This window comes from Sphingomonas bacterium (genome assembly GCF_028292945.1).
GTDB lineage: Bacteria > Pseudomonadota > Alphaproteobacteria > Sphingomonadales > Sphingomonadaceae > Sphingomonas.
Genome location: NZ_JAQGLJ010000043.1, coordinates 1 through 16,946 on the forward strand (window position 1 = coordinate 1; position 16,946 = coordinate 16,946).

Annotated in this window: 16 protein-coding genes; 5 read left to right on the forward strand and 11 right to left on the reverse strand. The window is 68.8% G+C overall.

The features are described from left to right. Window positions 1-22 precede the first annotated feature (22 nt). The 7 genes from JWN21_RS05310 to JWN21_RS05340 all read right to left on the reverse strand — a co-directional run bounded on the left by JWN21_RS05310 (window position 23) and on the right by JWN21_RS05340 (window position 6,888). The gene (locus JWN21_RS05310; RefSeq protein WP_299647000.1) at window positions 23-259 is read right to left on the reverse strand and encodes a hypothetical protein; all 237 of its coding nucleotides are present in this window, start codon (window positions 257-259) and stop codon (window positions 23-25) included. A gap of 609 nt (window positions 260-868) precedes the next feature. Then, window positions 869-1,660, reverse strand: coding sequence for a hypothetical protein (locus tag JWN21_RS05315; RefSeq protein ID WP_299647002.1), 792 nt, complete (start codon window positions 1,658-1,660; stop codon window positions 869-871). Window positions 1,661-1,782: 122 nt separating this feature from the next. Continuing rightward, a complete protein-coding gene (locus tag JWN21_RS05320) occupies window positions 1,783-2,247 on the reverse strand; it encodes a PaaI family thioesterase (RefSeq protein WP_299647004.1) in 465 nt (154 codons plus the stop codon). A gap of 77 nt (window positions 2,248-2,324) precedes the next feature. After that, a complete protein-coding gene (locus JWN21_RS05325; protein WP_299647006.1) occupies window positions 2,325-3,104 on the reverse strand; it encodes a metallophosphoesterase in 780 nt (259 codons plus the stop codon). A 38-nt stretch (window positions 3,105-3,142) separates the two neighbouring features. Beyond that, the gene (locus JWN21_RS05330) at window positions 3,143-3,664 is read right to left on the reverse strand and encodes a hypothetical protein (RefSeq protein ID WP_299647008.1); all 522 of its coding nucleotides are present in this window, start codon (window positions 3,662-3,664) and stop codon (window positions 3,143-3,145) included. A gap of 57 nt (window positions 3,665-3,721) precedes the next feature. Beyond that, window positions 3,722-5,107 carry a DUF1501 domain-containing protein gene (locus JWN21_RS05335; protein ID WP_299647010.1) on the reverse strand — a complete coding sequence of 462 codons (1,386 nt, stop codon included), beginning with the start codon at window positions 5,105-5,107 and terminating at the stop codon, window positions 3,722-3,724. Window positions 5,108-5,109: 2 nt separating this feature from the next. Further along, complete coding sequence (locus JWN21_RS05340) at window positions 5,110-6,888, reverse strand: DUF1800 domain-containing protein (RefSeq protein ID WP_299647012.1); 1,779 nt, start codon at window positions 6,886-6,888, stop codon at window positions 5,110-5,112. Window positions 6,889-7,282: 394 nt separating this feature from the next. Between JWN21_RS05340 and JWN21_RS05345 the strand changes: the two genes are divergently transcribed. Genes JWN21_RS05345 through JWN21_RS05360 form a run of 4 tightly spaced genes read left to right on the forward strand, consistent with a single transcriptional unit; the run spans window position 7,283 to window position 12,588 of the window. Continuing rightward, window positions 7,283-8,593 carry an exopolysaccharide biosynthesis polyprenyl glycosylphosphotransferase gene (locus tag JWN21_RS05345; protein ID WP_299647014.1) on the forward strand — a complete coding sequence of 437 codons (1,311 nt, stop codon included), beginning with the start codon at window positions 7,283-7,285 and terminating at the stop codon, window positions 8,591-8,593. Beyond that, window positions 8,583-9,875 carry a WcaI family glycosyltransferase gene (locus JWN21_RS05350; RefSeq protein ID WP_299647016.1) on the forward strand — a complete coding sequence of 431 codons (1,293 nt, stop codon included), beginning with the start codon at window positions 8,583-8,585 and terminating at the stop codon, window positions 9,873-9,875. Before JWN21_RS05345 ends, JWN21_RS05350 begins: the two co-directional genes overlap by 11 nt. Continuing rightward, window positions 9,872-11,218 (forward strand): hypothetical protein, encoded by a 1,347-nt coding sequence (locus tag JWN21_RS05355; protein ID WP_299647018.1) that lies wholly within the window; start codon window positions 9,872-9,874, stop codon window positions 11,216-11,218. Before JWN21_RS05350 ends, JWN21_RS05355 begins: the two co-directional genes overlap by 4 nt. Before the next feature lie 5 nt (window positions 11,219-11,223). Continuing rightward, window positions 11,224-12,588, forward strand: coding sequence for a phosphomannomutase/phosphoglucomutase (locus tag JWN21_RS05360; RefSeq protein ID WP_367182914.1), 1,365 nt, complete (start codon window positions 11,224-11,226; stop codon window positions 12,586-12,588). Here JWN21_RS05360 and JWN21_RS05365 read toward each other — a convergent pair. Both JWN21_RS05365 and JWN21_RS05370 read right to left on the reverse strand, forming a co-directional pair. Beyond that, window positions 12,585-13,307 carry a sugar phosphate nucleotidyltransferase gene (locus JWN21_RS05365; protein WP_299647020.1) on the reverse strand — a complete coding sequence of 241 codons (723 nt, stop codon included), beginning with the start codon at window positions 13,305-13,307 and terminating at the stop codon, window positions 12,585-12,587. The two genes, JWN21_RS05360 and JWN21_RS05365, sit on opposite strands and share 4 nt — an antisense overlap. Beyond that, window positions 13,307-14,389, reverse strand: coding sequence for a glycosyltransferase (locus JWN21_RS05370; protein ID WP_299647022.1), 1,083 nt, complete (start codon window positions 14,387-14,389; stop codon window positions 13,307-13,309). The genes JWN21_RS05365 and JWN21_RS05370 overlap by 1 nt, the downstream gene beginning before the upstream one ends. A gap of 207 nt (window positions 14,390-14,596) precedes the next feature. Here JWN21_RS05370 and JWN21_RS05375 point away from each other — a divergent pair, with 207 nt between their 5' ends. Then, window positions 14,597-15,319 (forward strand): DUF2891 family protein, encoded by a 723-nt coding sequence (locus JWN21_RS05375; RefSeq protein ID WP_299647024.1) that lies wholly within the window; start codon window positions 14,597-14,599, stop codon window positions 15,317-15,319. On the opposite strand, the gene JWN21_RS05380 is transcribed toward JWN21_RS05375, so the two are convergent. Together JWN21_RS05380 and JWN21_RS05385 are read right to left on the reverse strand one after the other, a co-directional pair. After that, entirely contained in the window at window positions 15,293-16,696 is a 1,404-nt protein-coding gene (locus JWN21_RS05380; protein WP_299647026.1) for an RNB domain-containing ribonuclease, read from the reverse strand. The genes JWN21_RS05375 and JWN21_RS05380 overlap by 27 nt on opposite strands. A gap of 14 nt (window positions 16,697-16,710) precedes the next feature. Continuing rightward, the coding region (locus tag JWN21_RS05385; protein WP_299647028.1) for an inorganic phosphate transporter at window positions 16,711-16,946 on the reverse strand (236 nt) is incomplete at its 5' end.

Here is a 16,946-nt window from a genome sequence, read left to right on the forward strand (position 1 = left end):
CTTCGCGTGAAGTGACCCGTGCCTAGCTGCTCGCGCCGCAGGTCCATTCATTGTTGGCGCTGACGAAGCAGAGATACTTCTTCTGCAGGGTACGCCAGCCGGAGCTGCCCGCCGGCGCGCCCTCGCACACGCTCATGGTGGTCGACACCGGGTACACCCTCACGCCCGGTGGGGCACCATTGTCGACGCGGGAGGCACCCACGCCAGGCCGATTGCCGACAGCGTTGCGGACCGGCGCGCCGACGCTGAAGCCGGACAAGCGGACGCCGCGCCAATTGGGGGGCGTAGGCGGCCATCGTGATGCTGTCGGTGACCGTCTGCCGGAACAGCGCCGCCGACGCCGCACGCGCTTCGGACACGGGGTCGCCATAGGGCGAGCGTGGGCAGCTCCCGCCTTCCGGCTGCGCGGCCGCGCTCGTCGACCGGAGCGAGGGCGCCACGGCGGCGCCGGTCGGTTGCCCCCGGCCGAGATCGGCGCCAGCGGCTAGCTTGGGCGCGACGCGCGCCGCCATCGTCATCGCCTTCTCGTACGTCGACATCATGAACGGCCGCGCGCGATCCTCACGTACCGGGGCATGAGGCCGGAGGTCGCAATCGCGATAAGGACCGGGTGCCTCGCACGCCACAACCTCCCAGACCGAACCCGGTGGCGGGTAGGGCCGTCACCAAAGCGGATCAGGTCGCCTGGCCGGAACGGTGCAACCGCGGACAATCGGCTTGTAGGGAATGTCGCCATTCGCCCGACGATGGTCATGACTGGCGCAAGAAGCCGGACCGGCGCCCGAGCCAGCAGGTGGGAATTCGTTTTTTGCGGAAGATCATGGCGGTGAATGGTGCCTTGGGCATCGACCCAAGCCCAGGTAAGCGGCTATCGGCCAAGCCGAGGTAGATATTGTATGGGTCGCCCGCGTAGGCGATCCGCCACCCCGGCCAGAAGCCTCACGGGCAGCTTCGCGGCGACATGGCGGCGATAGGCGGAGGGAAACCCATCCAGCGACACAGCAGGATCGGCGTAGCGACCGAGTATCGCCTTGTCGGCGGGCAGGTGCACCAGTGCTGCTGTCAACGCCTCGCGCGATGACGCCTGCTGACGGACCTTCGTGCGCGAGCTCCACCACCGCTGCACCCCTTCTCCGCCAACGTCCCGCACCGTCAGCGCAGCCAGCGCAGCGGTCGTCATCGTCTCGTCGCCGACATGGCAAAGCGTCGGCACGGCGGCGAGGTAGCGGGGCCAAAGCCGTTCCACCGCTTTGGCAAGTGGGCGAAAGGCGGCCGCATCCCCGGCCAGGAACTCGCCGCCCCACCAGCGGGTCGTGCCGGCGACTCCCGCCCAGGACAGATCGTTCGCGATGACAGCGGGCGTCGTGTGCGGGCCGATGTCATAACCCAGCAGCACGCCGGGTTCGATCGCGAACGGCCAGCCTCTCAGCAGCAGCGTGTCTATGTCGATCAGCGCCACCGCTGGCCCGAACGCCCCAGTGGCAAAGGCAGCGAACAGCTCTAACTTTCTGTGTGCCGCGCGAAAGGGCATCGGCGGGATGACGCGCGTGAAATGGTGCTTAACCAACTCGGGCGAAGGCACGCCAAGCGCGGCAAAGCGCGCGCGCAATAGGTCATCGGCGTTGGTGATGAGGCGGAACTCGTACCCTTGCGCCGTCACGGAGCGCGCACAGGCGGCGGCGCAGCGCGCATAGGCATTGAGTGGATCAGCGCCCGCAGGAAGATTGGCGTGACGCTCGCCGGGCTCGACGAACAGCAGGCCATGAAAGACCGGCGCCGTCGTCAGCGCCGCGCCACCTTCTTGATGATACCGGTAAAGCTCAGCACCGGCTCGCGATCGGCGGTCACCAGCCCGCGCACGAACAGCAGCGACCGCGCCGCGCGCGTGATTTCGCCGCGGGCCTCAACGAACTGACCGACGCGCGCCGCGGCGAGGAAGTCGCCCGACAGGTTCACCGTGACGCCGAACTGCCCCTCCATCGCCGGCCGCGCGATCGTGAACAGCGCGGAGTCGGCGAAGGTCAACAGGCAGCCGCCATGCATGAAGCCGCCGCCGTTCATATGCTCCTGCCCGGCGCGGAACGCGGTGACCCCCTGCCCGTCCTCGAACCGCTCAAAGAATGGTCCCGCGCGCTGCTCGAACGCGTCGCTCTGCCATTGCGACCAGCCGGCCCATTCGCCGTCGGTGATCGGCTTCAGCCGACTGTCGCGCTGCTCGGGCTGGCCGGTGCCGATCTCTTCGCTCACTTCTACCCCGATACTGTTTGCGCGCGAGCCATGATGCGCCCCGCGCTCCGGCGCAAGCCGCGTTCGGTCGTCTCCGGTCAGACGGGCGTATCCGCCCTGCCCTCGCCGAGCACCTCCTTGGGCGCGGACGACATGGTGCGCGAGATCGTCTCGAAATGCCGCCCCTCCGCCCGGATCTCGTTAAAGGCCGGCGGGCTGTGGCGGAGCCGTTTCGACAGCGTGCCGGCCCCGATCAGCCGCACCGTCCGGCCCGCGCGCTCGATCGGCGTATCGAACGGGTAGTGGACGTGCCCGGTCAGAACCGCGTCGGCCCCGGCGGCGGCGAGCCTTTCCAGCGCCTCCGCACCCCCATGCGTGCGCGCCGCCTCGGTCAGCCCCAGGTCGAGCAGCGGGTGGTGCGCGGCGACCAGGATCAGGTGGTCGCGCGGGGCGTCGGCGATCGTCCGCAGCGCGGCCGCGAGCGATCGGCGGCCGACGCGGCCCTTTGACTGATCGACGCGCCATTGCAGTCGCGAGACGGTCTTCAGCGGCACCACCGTGACGCCGGGCACCGCCAGCGGCTTCTCCAGCAACCGCTCGATCGCCGCATAGCGCGCATAGGGGTTGAGGATCCGGCGAACGAAGTCGGAATAATAGGGCACGTCGTGATTGCCGATCTCCACCGTCACCGGCACGCCCAGCTTGCCCAGCCAGGCCGCGCCAGCCTCGAACTCCGACGTCAGCGCCCGCATGGTGAGGTCGCCGGTCATCACCACCGCGTCCGGCTTTTCGCTAGCGACGCAATCGGCGAACCACTCGATCGCGTCGGGGTCCTCGGCGCCGAAATGGACATCGCTGACGTGAAAGAGCTTGGTCATGCCATGCGCTTAGCGGGACCGGTTCACGGCTGCCACTCTCAAGGCACCTCCGCCAGCGCAGTCGGCTCGTGCATCGGACAGCCGTTCACCTGGCCGCGGCGCTGCGCCGAACTGACATGGGTCTCGCGCCGCGCGGGGATGATGATCCCGAGCGGCTGGTGCGCGGCAAGGCCGTGCGAGATGTTGAACGCCAGTGAATCCTCCGTCCTGTGGCTTTCGGTGGGCGTCCAGGCCGGCTGCGGTGAAACGTCCAGCGTCGCGACGGTGACGAAGGGAGTCTCCGCCTCCTTCCGTTCGACCGTCGCGTCCTCGACCGGCTGTTTCTCCAGATCGACGGCGAGCTGGACGCGCAGCTCGCAGGTGCCGCCATGCGCGCTCGGCGCCTTGTTCATCGCCTCACGCACCGCGTCGGGCTGGCCGCTGGTGTGGACGTGCGTGCCGGTCAGCGCGGTCAGCCCCGCCGCGATCGCTTGCAGTACGGCCCGATCTTCGGCGCGCCGGAGACCAAGAGGTTCCTCGCTAATCTGAACCGACGGGCTGAAGCGGACGGGGGTGGGCATGAGCGGGCTCCTGATGGTCGCTCACTGAACCGGCCCGCGATGCCGCGTCGTTCCGCTTCAGACGAAACCGAGATTCCAGCTGCTCGGATTGTAGTTGCCGATGTTGGGCAGCACCGTCGGCAGTTCGCCCGCCGGCACCCCGAACCAGCTCGCCAGCGTGGCGGCATATTGATCGACGGACGTGGTCGGCAGCAGCCGTCCCTGCCCGACATCGTCCGCCGTGCCGTTGCCGATCGCGGGCGGCGTGCCATAGATGCGCTGCCCCTTGACTGCGCCACCCATCACGAAGTGCATCGAGCCCCAGCCATGGTCCGAACCATCGTCGTTGGACAGCAAGGTGCGGCCGAAATCGGAGCCGGTGAAGGTCGTCACGCGATCCGACACCCCCAACTGGACGGTGGTGTCGTAGAAGGCGCGCATCGCGTTGCCGAGGCCGGTCATCAGATTGGGATGCTGCGCGACGAGGTTGTCGTGCAGGTCGTGCCCGCCCTGGCTGACGAGGAACACCTGCCGCTTCGCGCCGAGTTCGGCGGAGACGGAGATCATCCGCGCGACCATCCTGAGCTGGTCGGCAAGATTGTTTCCAGCCGGAAACAGCGTGAAGTTCGCCGCCGGTGCGCTCGCCAGCGCGCCGGTGACCTGCGTATAGGTGTCGAGCGCGCGCTTGCTCACCCTGGCATGCTCGCCCGCGAACAGGTGCGCGGCATTGCCCGTCATCAGCGAGCGCAACGTGCTCGCGACGGTCGACGATCCGAACAGCGTCGTGCTGTTCGAGAGCAGCGCGATCGGGCCGCCGGTGCCGATCGAATATTGCAGCGCGGAGCGCCCCGTCAGGTACACCGCATTGCCGCTCGCGTTGATGCAGGTCAGCGACGCGGTGCCGTTGCCGTTCTGGAACACGTCGCCGATCCGCCCGCCCCAGCCCGATATCGCGCCCTCGGGGTTCGACGCCTGGAAATAGCTTTGCTGATCGTTGTGGCTGAACAGCTTGGGCGGCAGGCGGACCGAGTTCGCCTGGTATTGCGCCTTGGTGGTCGGCTGCACCAACGTGCCCAAGTTGAGGACGGACGCGAGCTTGCCCGCGTTGAAGATCGGCAGCAGCGGCGCGAGATTGGGCGCCAGCGCGTATTGCCGTCCGCCCAGATTGTTGCTCGGGGTCAACACCGTCGCGGCTAGCGCGTCGCGGTTCAGCGCGATGTTCTGGCGCGCCGCAGCATAGGCGGCATAGCTCGCCTGGTCATAGGGCGGCAGCGTGTTGGCATAGTCGTTGCCGCCGTACAGGAAGATGCACACCAGCGCCTTGTAATCGGTCGCGGTCGCCGCCGCCGCCTCGCCGATCGCGCCCAGCGAGGTGGCGAACGGCGTCGCGACGCCGGCCAGCCCCAGCGCGCCCGAGCGCTTCAGAAAGGCACGGCGGCTCTGGTCATGCTCGAAGCAGCTCATGCTTATTTCACCGTCAGGAAATCGGGCGACGCGAGCGTCAGGAGTATGGCGGCCTGGGCGCGGTTCTGGCTCGCGTTGGTGGCCGTCACGGCGATGCTGTCCACCGCCGCCTTGATGGCCGTGATGGTCGCGCTGGAGAGCTGATTGGCGGCGAGGACCAGATTGACCTCGTCGACCAATGCCTGGCTGTCACCGGCCTTCGCGAGGATGCCGGTGTAATCCGCCTTGGTGTCGCCCGCGCCGTTCAGCACCAGCGCGTACATGTAGTTGACGTAAGCGACGACCGTCTGTTCGTTGGTGATCTGGAACTCGGGCGCGACCAGCCCGGCGGCGCTGATCGCGCTGGCGGGCGGGGAATAGCCGGGGCGGAAGAAGTTGAAGACGGTCGGGCTGCGGCCCATCGTCTGGCCGAGCCGCGTCGTGGTCGACGACGTGTCGCCGATCGCCCAGGCGCTGGACGGCGAGGTGACGCCGAACGCGCGTGCCCAGCCGGTCAGCCGCATCACCGGCTCGCGCAGCTTGCCGGCAGTCGCCGACATCAGCGCGGCGTCGCTACGCGCCTCGGTGTCGAGCAGGATCGCCCTGATCACCGCCTTCATGTCACCGCGTACGCCGGCACCATTGTCGGCAAAGGCGGCGGCGACACGGCCGACATAGCCGGGCGACGGGTTGGAGGTGACGAGCCGCTGGATCAGCTGTGCCGACACGAAGGGGGGTACGTTGGGGTGCGCGAAGATCGTGTCGAGCGCGACCTTGATCGCGGCGTTGCCTTCGCCGCTGACGCTGGTGCCCAGAAACGTCGCGGCACCCGTCTCGTGCTGCCCCGCGTTCATGATCATCGGCAGACGATAGCGATCGGGCGTCGTCGAGGTCGCGCTGGCGAGGTTGAGCCCGGTGAACACGCGCGCCAGTCCGGACACATCGGCAGGCGTGTAGGTCTCCAACGCAGCGCCGCCGCCGGTCTTGACGCTGCCATCCATGTTGAGCTGCTGCAGCCCGAGCGTGAACAGCTGCATCAGCTCGCGCGCGTAGTTCTCGTCGGGCACCGCGCCGGTCGTCGCGTTCGCCTTGCGGTTGTTGAGGAACGTCAGGAACGATCCCATCGCCGCGTTGTAGGTGATGCCTTCCATCAGCTGGCGATAATTGCCGAACGCGCCGTCCAGCAGCACGTCGACATAGGCGGCCATCGCGAACTGCCGCCAGTTGAGGTTCACCCCGCCGATGCCGACCACCAGCAGGTCGAGCAACGCCATGCCCACGCGCTGGCGCAGCTGGTCCTCGGCGGAGATCAGCTGCCGCCACATCGAGGCGTCGAAACCGGCCTCGTTGTTGATGTTGGCGGCGACATTGTAGCCGTTGGTGCCCAGCCAGTCCCAGTGGCTCGTCGCACGCGGCATCGCCAGCTGATCGTCCACCCAGCCGCTGAACCCGCGTGCGATCACCGTCTGGATGCCGGTCGCCGTCGCGCCCATCGTCGACTGGGCGAGGAAGCGACTCGCCTGAGCGGACGTCACCGCCGCCGGCACGACCACGACCGGAGCCGTGGGAGCCGGAGTGACACCGCCGCTCGCACCACCGCCGACAGTGCTGCCCCCGCCTCCACCTCCGCACGCGGCGAGCGCCAGCGCGGACGATGCCAGCGCGAGCGTGCCCGGTGAGAGTGCGGCGCTCGTCAGCGGTTCGATCAGTTCGGACTCACGTGCCGTCGGCATCGTCGTGTTGAGCATGATCGTTCCCCGCCCCGATGCAGCGATGTCGCACAGCGTGCAAAGCCACTCCACAGGGGATCCTACGCTCTAAATTTTTGCGGAGAAGGGTTGAGCCGCGGCTACCCATCGCGAGTCCGGCAGGTTTCGTCCCGTCCCAGCTATCGCTTCAGCCGTCGGAGGTTTAGAAGTTTTCCCTCGCTGCGGTATTTTCCTCCCCGGCGGAAGCCGGAGCCCAGTCGGCCGCGCCGCGGACTGGCCCCCGGCTTCCGCCAAAGCCCTTCCTCGAGGCGGGACCGACGCAAATCATTGTAATACTGAAAGAACTTTCACGCTTGCTGTTGCCTTGTATGCGCTGCCGCCGGAATCTGAAGTGATCGGCCCGCTGGGAAAGCTACTGTCGAAAACGGGGCGAGATGTCATGCCGGGCGGAAAAACGCGCTGGCGTCCGTCACGGGCGCGCCTGCGCTTGCGACTATACCTGCTGCTGGTCGCCGCCGATGTCGCGGTCCTGCTCGCCGCCCATGCCGCCGCCGGCGGGCTGCGCTTCGGCAATGCCTTCGACATGCAGGCGATGCACCTGTTCGTGGCGACGTTGCCGCTGTTCGCGGTCGCTGCCTTTATCGCCAATGCCTATGCCGTGCCGGTCCTGCTCGCGCCGTGGGAAAGCGTGCGGCGTGGGGTCAAGGCGCTGGCGCTCGCGCTGACGGCGGCCGTGATCGGCCTGTTCCTGCTAAAGGCAGGCACGCTGGTGTCGCGCGTCACCTTCGTCGCGGCCGCGATCTTCGCGGCGGTCGGCCTCGCCGTCACCCGATGGTTCCTGGGGCGCAACGCCACCGCAATCCTGGGCGGCAGCGCCTATGACGTGGTGGTGATCGCCGATGGTATCGCGGGCTATCCCGACGCCGGATGCACCTTGTTCGTCGACGCCGCCGATGGCTTCGATCCAGTCAGTCAGTCTCCCGCCGCTCTCGATCGACTGGGCCGACTGGTCGAGCATGCCGACCGGGTGGTGATCGCCTGCGCACCCGAACGTCGCCTGCTATGGGCGGCCGCGTTGCAGGGATCCAATGTTCAGGCGGAAGTGATCGCCCCCGAGCTGGCGTCGTTGCGCCCGCTCGGCATGGCGCGTCACCATGGCGACCCCACGGTGATCGTCGCGCAGGTGCCGCTGTTGTTGCGCGACCGCGTGATCAAGCGAGCGTTCGATCTGACGGTGGCGGCGACTTTGCTGCTCTGCCTCGCACCGCTGTTCGCGCTGATCGCGCTGGCGGTGAAGCTGACCAGCCCGGGGCCGGTGCTGTTCCGGCAACCGCGGGTCGGGCGCCGCAACCAGCAGTTCGAGATTTTCAAATTCCGCACCATGCACGCTGCGCTCGGCGACACCGCTGGCCACCGCTCCACCGCGCGCAACGACGATCGCTTCACACGGATCGGCCCGGTGTTGCGCGCCACCAGCCTGGACGAGCTGCCGCAGCTGCTCAACGTGCTGCGTGGCGAGATGAGCATGGTCGGCCCGCGCCCGCATGCAGTCGGCAGCCGCGCGGGCGAACAGCTGTTCTGGGAGCTGGACAAGCGCTACTGGCATCGCCACGCGATCAAGCCGGGGCTGACCGGCCTGGCGCAGGTGCGCGGCTTTCGCGGCGCGACGCCCGACGGGGTGGATCTGACCAACCGGTTGCAGGCGGACCTGGAATATCGCAGCAGCTGGTCGATCTGGAAGGACATCGTCATCCTGCTTCGTACCGCGCCCGTGCTGCTCCACCGCAATGCGTATTGAGGGCGCCGCGCCGTTCGCTCGAAGGGTGCTGATCGTCGGGTTGAACTACGCGCCCGAGCAGGTCGGCATCGGGCCGTACACGGCCGGGGTCGCCGGCGCGTTGATCGCTGCGGGGCGCGAGGTCGAGGTGATTACGGCCAAGCCCTACTATCCCGGATGGAGGACCGATCCGGGCTTCGGGGCCGGCTGGCGACGTGCCGACCAGCACGGCGTCCGCATCATGCGCTGCCCAATCTACGTCCCGCGCCATCCGACCGGAGCCAAGCGGCTGCTCCACCATCTCAGCTTCGCAGCGGCGGCGATGGTGCCATCGCTGACGGCCGCGCGTCGAAGGCCGGATGTCGTGCTCGCGGTCGCGCCGTCGCTGCTGTCGGTGCCGGTCGCCTGGCTCGCCGCGAAGCTCGCGCGCGCGCCGTTTTGGATCCACGTGCAGGACTTCGAGGTCGAGGCGGCGTTCGCGACCGGGCTGATCGCGCGTCGTGGATGGTTGAGTCGCGTCATGCTCGCGATCGAGAACCGCCTGCTGCGGAGCGCCGACCTGATCTCCACCATCAGCCCTCAGATGGTGGCGAAGCTGGTCGCGAAGGGCGTCGACGCGGACCGGGTCCGCGAACTGCGCAACTGGGCCGAGGACGCCTGGACCCCGACTGCCGACGGCGCGCAAACTTATCGTGCGCAATGGAAACTTCAGCACCGACACGTCGCCCTATACAGCGGTAACATCGCCGCCAAACAGGGCATCGGCCTGCTGATCGACACCGCCCGCGAACTTGCCCACCGCGCCGACATCGCGTTCGTGATCTGCGGCGACGGACCCAACCGCGCCGCCTTGGCGGAGGCGGCGGCCGGCCTGGCCAACGTCCACCTCCATCCGCTGCAACCCGCCGAGCGGATGGGAGACCTGCTGGCGCTGGCGAGCGTCCACCTGCTCCCGCAGCTGCCCGACGCCGCCGACCTGGTGCTGCCGTCCAAGCTCGCCAACATGCTCTGCTCCGGCCGACCGGTGATAGCCACCGCCGCGCCGGGAACCGGGCTGTTCGCCGAGGTGAGCGGCTGCGGCATCACGACGCCGCCCGGCGATGCGGTCGCGCTGGCGCAGGCGATCGAGGCGCTGGTCGACGACGCTGCGCAGCGCGCGGCATTGGGCGCAGCGGCAGCACGGCGGGCGGCCGAACGGTGGCACCGCCCCGCGCTGCTCGCCGGCTTCGTGGCAACCGCCGAGCACCTCGTCGCCTCCCGCACGCGACAGGCGCAGCCAGGCGAGCAGCGAGCTGCGGCATGAGCCGTAGGCGCATCGCCTGGGGAGTGGCGGCGAACCTGTACGACAAGCTGCTGATCGCGGGCGTGCAGCTGCTGATGGTGCCGCTGCTGGTGCTGCACTGGGGCTTGCCGTTGTACGGCAGCTGGGTGCTGCTGGTGACGATCCCCGGCTTCCTGGCGGTCGCCGATCTGGGCTTTGGCGGTGCCGCCACCCTGCGCATGATCGGCCTGGTGGCGCTCGACAAGCGCGACGAGGCGGTGGTCGTGCTGCAGACCGCGTGTCAGGTCGTGGCGATCGCGGCAGTGGTGGTTTTGGCGGGAGCCCTGCTGACGATCTGGGCCGTGCCTGCCGGCTGGTTGCCGGCCGATCCAGCTCTGCCCGTCGCGGAGGTGCGGATCATCCTCGTGCTGCTCGTGCTGTACGCGCTGGCAGTATTCCAAAGCATGCTGGCGGGTGCTGCCTATGTCAGCGTGCGGCTGGCCCCCCTGTACGCCTTCACGTCCGCGCACGTCACCTTGCTGGAGAGCGCGCTCCTCGCGGCGGTGGTGGTGGCCGGGCATGGGCCTCTCGCGGGCGCGGCGGCGATGTTGACGGGTCGGGTGGCGGGCGTGACCGGACAGCGGATACTGCTCCGACGGCGGGAGCCCTGGCTGCGTTTCGGGCTCGGGCGCGCCGATCCGGCTGAACGCAAACTGCTCGCGCGATCGGCGATGGGCGTGGTGACGATCCCGCTCAGCCAGGCGCTGGTGCTGCAGGGCAGCGTCGTGGCACTGGGCGCGGCCGCGGGTCCAATCGCAACGCCGGCCTTTGTCGCGGCGCGGACGCTGTCGCGGATCGGATTGCAGGCCACCCAACTCTTTACCCACGCGATCATGCCGGAGTTCACCGCTGCCCACGCACGCACCGATCAGGCGGCACAGGCGCGAATGCTGGTCGCGCTGGTCGGCGCGGCGCTGCTGGCTGCCCTGCCCTTCGCGCTGCTGATCGGCCTGGCTGGCGATTGGCTGCTGGCGCGCTGGACGGGTGGCGCGATCATCGCACCAAGCGGGCTGATGCCGGCTATTGCGCTCACAGTGGCGCTCGGTGGCCTGTGGACGCCGCTGTCCGCGATGATGCTGGCGATCGGCCGGCAAGGCGCGTTCGTCTGGGCGTACCTGCTGATCGGCATCGCGTCGGTGGCGGGCACATACTCGCTAGCGCAGGCGCTGGGTGCGACGGGAGCCGCGCTGGCGGTGGCGGCACTGGATCTGTGCATGTGCGTCGTGGTCGGCAGCTTCGCCTATCGCCAGTGGTGGCGCGGCTTCCCGACCGGGCCCGCCGCGCGGGCGATGTTGGCGCGTGGCCTGGCAGTGATGCGGCGGTGATGCCGATGTCTGTGTCCCTGCCCGTCAATCCGCGGCTGGTGCGCAGCTATGACCTGCGCGGCGTGGTCGGCACCGATCTGTGCGATCGGGACGCCTCGGCACTGGGATTGCGCGTCGCAGCCGCGGTGCGAAAGCGGGGCGGGTCTAAGGTGGCGGTCGGATATGATGGGCGACAGTCCTCGCCCGCGTTGGCCGATGCGCTGGTGGCGGGGCTGGCGGCGGGGGGTGCCGTCGTGATGCCGATCGGGCTCGGGCCGACGGGCATGCTCTACTTCGCCGTCGAGGTCCATGACTGCGACGCGGGCATCATGGTGACGGGGTCGCACAATCCGGTCGATCAAAACGGGTTCAAGATCGTGATCGGCGCGACGCCCGTCCACGGTGAAGCGCTGCGCATGCTGATTGACAGTGACGCTGCGGCAGATGATGGCGGCAGCGTGCGGTCCGAGCAGGTCGCGGATGCGTATCTGACGCGGTTGCTGAAAGCAGCGGCGGGAGCGGCTCCGCTGCGGGTCGGGTGGGATCCCGGCAACGGCGCGAGCGGTGCGATCCTGACTCAACTCGTCGCGCTCTTGCCCGGCGAGCACCACGTCATCAACGGCACGATCGACGGCACATTCCCTGCCCACCACCCCGATCCCTCGGTCGCGGAAAACCTCGCGCAATTGCAGGCGCTCGTGGTGGCGAACCGCCTTGACCTGGGCATCGCGTTCGACGGCGACGGGGATCGTATCGGCGTGGTTGACGGGGACGGCGAGATCGTCTGGCCGGACCAGTTGTTGCTGCTGCTCGCGCGCGACGTGCTGCGCGATCATCCCGGCGCGCCGATCATCGCCGACGTCAAGTCCAGCCGTGTGTTGTTCGACGGCATCGCGGCCGCTGGGGGCAACGCGGTGCTGTCCCCATCGGGTTATGTGCTCGTGCGCGAGGCGATGATGCGCGCCGGCGCGCCGCTGGCGGGGGAGATGAGCGGGCACATCTTCTACGCAGACCGCTGGTTCGGCAACGACGACGCGCTGCATGTCGCGGTGCGACTGCTCGCCGCGCTCGGACGAAGCGAGGCGACGCTGAGCGACTTTCGTCGCGCGCTGCCACCGACGTTCGCCACGCCCGAACTGCGACTGCCCTGCCCCGACGCCGACAAGCCGGCAGTGCTGGCGAAAGTCGCGGCGGGGCTGGGGGAGGTGGAGGTGGAGGTGGATCGCACCGACGGACTGCGCGTCACCACGGACGCAGGCTGGTGGCTGCTGCGGGCGTCCGGCACCGAGGCGAAGCTGACCGCGCGGGTCGAGGCGTGGACGCCAGCGGGGTTGGAGGATCTGCGAGCCGACCTGTTCGCACGCCTCGCGGCGGCAGGCTGGTCAGCTTAACGCCCGAGCAGCGCGATAGCCTCGCGGTATCCACCCAGCGTGCCGACATCGACGTAGGACTCTCCGGCCCTGACCCCAACCGCCTCGTTGCCCAGCGCGAGCCAGGCGTTGACCAGCGTGCCGAAATACTCATCCCCGCGCTCCGGCTGCCGCCACAGGCGGTGCAGCTCGTGCAACACGTGACCGGGCATCTTGAACGCGCCCCAGACCCAGCGCGAGCGCGCGCCGGGCTCTTTGACCAGGACTTCAGTGACCCGGTCGTGCTCGTCGAGTACGACCGCGTCGAACAGCTCGGGGCGGTCGACGGGGAACAGCAGAAAACTCAGCCGGTCGTCGGGAAGCCGCGCCAGCGCGTCGGTAGGGAACCAGATCGTGTCGGGCAGGCCGACCAGCACCGGCTCGTCCTCGCCGACAAGCAGGCAGGCCCGGAAGATGGCGTCGCACAGGCCGGCCGCGTGCGGTTGCACCACGAACGCCGTGTTCACCCCGGCGACGCCCCCGCCATAATAGCGCACGATGTCCGACTTGGTGGGCGAGATCACGAAACAAATTCGGGTCGCGCCCCCCGCCACCATCCGTTCGACCAGATATTCGCTGACCGCCTTGGGCCGCTCGGCCCCGGTCGCGTCGACAAAGCTGCCGACCGGCAGCAGTTCCTTGGAAAAGGCGAGTGGCTGGATGCGCGTGCCGTTGCCCGCGGCCGGGATGATGCCCCACATCAGACGATGGCCGGCACGGGTGCCGAGGCCTGTTCGAGCAGTGCCACCAGTTCCTGTGCCCGCGCGGCGGAGCTATGCTCGGCCATCACGCGGGCTCGGGCGGCACCCGCGATGCGGCGAAGCTCAGCATCGGACAGGTCCAGGGCCGCAAGAACCTCATCGGCACGGTCGGCGAGCAGGATCTCTTCACCGGCCGTGAAGAACGCGTCGAGGCCGGCCCAATCATCAGATACGATCGGCACGCCACAGGCCGCCGCCTCGAACAGCCGGCCCGACGGGCACCAGCCCATCGCGGCCATGTCGCGCCGGGTGACGTTCAGTGTCAGGCGCGACGAGCAGAAGAAGGCGGGGTGATCGGCCGGAGCGACGTGGCGCATGAAGAAGATGTTCGGTTGCCACGGAAAGTCTGCCGGATAGCCCGAGCCGCCGAGCACGAACCGCTGAGTGGGCGCCTCGCGTGCGGGCTCGATAAACAACTGCTCGAGCACATTCTGCCGATCGTCGGCAAAGGTGCCGAGGTAGGACAGGTCACCCCGGAAGATGTCCTGAGGCGGCGCGGGGCGGTGCGCGTCGGTATCGACATGGCCGTACAACGGCAGCACTCGCCTGGCGCCGAGCCGGCGTTGCAACGCGGCCAGCGCCGGACCCCCGGTGTAGCTTAGCACTAGATCGAAGCTGCGCAGCCCGTCGGGCGGCAGATACTCGACCGGCTCTCCCGCGGCCAAACGGGCCAACGTCACGGGCGTATCGAGGTCGTAGAAGACGCGAACACCCCTGCCCGCCTCCTCGATCAACTGCGTCGCGGCGATCGCGTCCGCGCAATAGGAGGTGACGATCATCGCGTCCGCATCCAGCAGATCGCGCTTGTGGCTCAGTACATCGCGCCACTGATCATAGATCAGCAGTCTGCCGCCGGGCAGTTCGCGCAGGTCGCGCGCGTCGCGATACCACGGCATGTCCTTCTCGATGAAGGTCACCCGGTGCCCCTGGGCCGTCAGTGAGCGGATCAAGCCACGCCACAAAGTCGCGTGCCCGTTGCCCCAAGATGAGCTGACCGTCAGCCCCCAAATGACGATCTTCAACCTGCTCTCCCCGCTGCCAGCGTCAACGAACGGCAATGCGAGCCGAACCGTTCCGCGACCAGCCCGAAAATCGCACCCGGTAATAGCAGGTCACACACGCTGCTGCCGCGACGGTGCTTGCGCCGAGCACGGCGCCGCGCTCATGTTGGGTGGCGATGGGCATGACGCGCGTGTTCGTCCGTTCGCTCGCAAGGGTATTGTTGGCGTATGTTCGGCGGTTTGCGAAGCAGCGAACCCTGCGCGCGTCGATGGTGGCGCGCGCGTGACGCTTGCCCCCCGATTGCGGCGGGCTTCGCGCGACTGACGCTGGAGCATGTCGGTCGCGAGTACCCGTACAAGCGGGATCAGGTGCTGACCGGGCCGGAGGATGTCACTCTTCCGTCGACCCTGCACCCGATCTTCCACGGCAGCTTCGACTGGCAATCGTGCGTGCACGGCTGGTGGCAGCTGTTGACGATCGCGCGGCTGTTCCCCGATCTGCCGGAGGCTGCCGAGATCCGCGCGCGTGCCGACGAGATGCTGAGGGTCGAGAAGGTCGCGGGCGAGGTCGCCTATCTCGATCGACCGGGCACGGCTGGCTTCGAGCGACCGTACGGCTGGGCATGGGCGCTGGCGCTGCATAGCGAGGCGGCGCGGCATGAAGCGGGCTGGGGTGCGGCGCTGGAGCCGCTGGCGCGCGCGTTTGCGTTACGTTTTCGGCTGTTCCTGCCCAAGCTGAGCTACCCGGTACGGACGGGCGCTCATGGCAACATCGCCTTCGCGCTGGTGCTCGCGGGGGGGAACTCGGGCCGGGGGCACGCGGCGTGTGCGCGGATGAACGAAGCGACGGATCGGCACCTGCGTGCCGCCCTGCCGCATCTCGACGACGATTACATGGGCGGGCACTGGCTCGCGACCTTCGCGCTACTGGCGCTGGTCCGACCCATCTGACGGCGCAAAGCTGATCCGCCGCTTGATCGGATCGACCGCGGCCAAGATCACCTCCACCGCCTGACCCGGCCGCAGACCGCGTTGCGGCAGCCGCGCCGCGACGGCAATGTCGCACAACTGGATGCGGGCGCCGTCGTCGTCGGCGTCGATGACCACCGCGCCGAAGCGTTCGCCCACCCGCGGCGCGAGCACGACCGCTTCGGCAAGGTCGATCACCGCGCGGTTGATGCGGCCGGCGACCGCATCCGCGCGCGCCATGACCGGCGGCAGGCGCTCAAAGGCTTGTGCGACGGGTTCGGGAACCGGGCGGCCGTTGGCGACGGCGAGCGCAGCCTGCACGACGTAACGGTCCGCCAGCCGGCGCAACGGCGCAGTGGCGTGTGCATAGGTCGCTGCCACGGCGGCGTGCCACGGGCGCTCCCCCGGCTGAAATGGCGCATAACCGGCGCCCGGGCTGGCGCGGCGCAAGCCGAGCATAAAGGCGGCAGGCGCGGGCTCGGCACCGCTCAACGAGCGCGCGAATAAGTCGAGCGACTGTTCGGCCGGCCAGGCAAGGCCCAGCGCGGCGGCGGTGTGGCGCAGCCGGGCGACAGCACGATCATCCGGCGCAGGCATGACGCGGAACAGGCCAGTCCCCGCGGCCACCAGCGCATCGGCGACCGCCATGTTGGTCGCCAGCGACAGTGCCGCATTCTGCGCCTCAGACTTCAGTCTTGGCGTGAAGGATAGAGCGTAAGTATCATTATCGGCGCGTGACACCTCCTGCGCGGGCGGGTCGATCCGCGACGCGCCGCGCCGCTCCTCGGCCGCCGCGATGCGGGCGTGGAGATCGGCGAAGCCCGGCGGCAGGTCCGCTTCGGTGACGCGATCATAGGCCAGTTTGGCGCGGCTGCGGATCAGGGCGCGTTCGGCTCCGTCGAGCCGCACCCCACCGTCGGGCGCGACGCGGACGGTGAAGATCACCGCCGGGCGTGGTCCGGTCGGCAGCAGGCTGGCGGCGTCCTCCCTCAGCGCGGGCGGGTAAAGGCCGGCCCTGCCGTCGGGCAGGTACAACGTCTCGCCACGCCGCCAGGCCTCCCGGTCGAGCGGATCGCCATCGCGAACGAACCACGCCACATCCGCAATGGCGTAATGAAGCACCAGGTCGTTGCCCGACCGATGGATCGCGAACGCTTGGTCGAGGTCGGTCGAGGTGGCGGGGTCGAGCGTGACGAAGTGGCGGTCGGTGCGATCGACGTGTTCGCTCGGCGTGCGGATCACCGCTTGTGCAGCTGCCGCAATCACTTCCGGTGAAAAGCTCGCAGGGACGCTGAACTCCGCGCGGACCGCGGCAAGGCCCGGCTCCAGCGCGCCGGGCGGATCGATGATGGTCCTCATGTCGCTCGCTTAGGCTAGAGCAGGCTCACCACAAAGTAGGTGGCGGCCGAGACCAGCCCCGCCGCCGGCAGCGTCAGGAACCAGGCGATGACGATCGAGCCGGCCACGTTCCAGCGCACCGCCGACAGGCGCCGCGCCGCGCCGACGCCGACGATCGCGCCGGTGATGGTGTGGGTGGACGATACCGGGATCCCGCCGACAGTGGCCATGAACAGCGTGATCGCGCCACCGGTCTCGGCGCAGAAACCCT

Coding starts and splice junctions, on each gene's coding strand:
- JWN21_RS05325 (WP_299647006.1), bottom strand. CDS start 3,104: ATGACCAAGCTCTTTCACGTCAGCGATGTCCATTTCGGCGCCGAGGAC.
- JWN21_RS05330 (WP_299647008.1), bottom strand. CDS start 3,664: ATGCCCACCCCCGTCCGCTTCAGCCCGTCGGTTCAGATTAGCGAGGAA.
- JWN21_RS05335 (WP_299647010.1), bottom strand. CDS start 5,107: ATGAGCTGCTTCGAGCATGACCAGAGCCGCCGTGCCTTTCTGAAGCGC.
- JWN21_RS05350 (WP_299647016.1), top strand. CDS start 8,583: ATGCGTATTGAGGGCGCCGCGCCGTTCGCTCGAAGGGTGCTGATCGTC.
- JWN21_RS05355 (WP_299647018.1), top strand. CDS start 9,872: ATGAGCCGTAGGCGCATCGCCTGGGGAGTGGCGGCGAACCTGTACGAC.
- JWN21_RS05360 (WP_367182914.1), top strand. CDS start 11,224: ATGTCTGTGTCCCTGCCCGTCAATCCGCGGCTGGTGCGCAGCTATGAC.
- JWN21_RS05365 (WP_299647020.1), bottom strand. CDS start 13,307: ATGTGGGGCATCATCCCGGCCGCGGGCAACGGCACGCGCATCCAGCCA.
- JWN21_RS05375 (WP_299647024.1), top strand. CDS start 14,597: ATGTTCGGCGGTTTGCGAAGCAGCGAACCCTGCGCGCGTCGATGGTGG.
- JWN21_RS05380 (WP_299647026.1), bottom strand. CDS start 16,696: ATGAGGACCATCATCGATCCGCCCGGCGCGCTGGAGCCGGGCCTTGCC.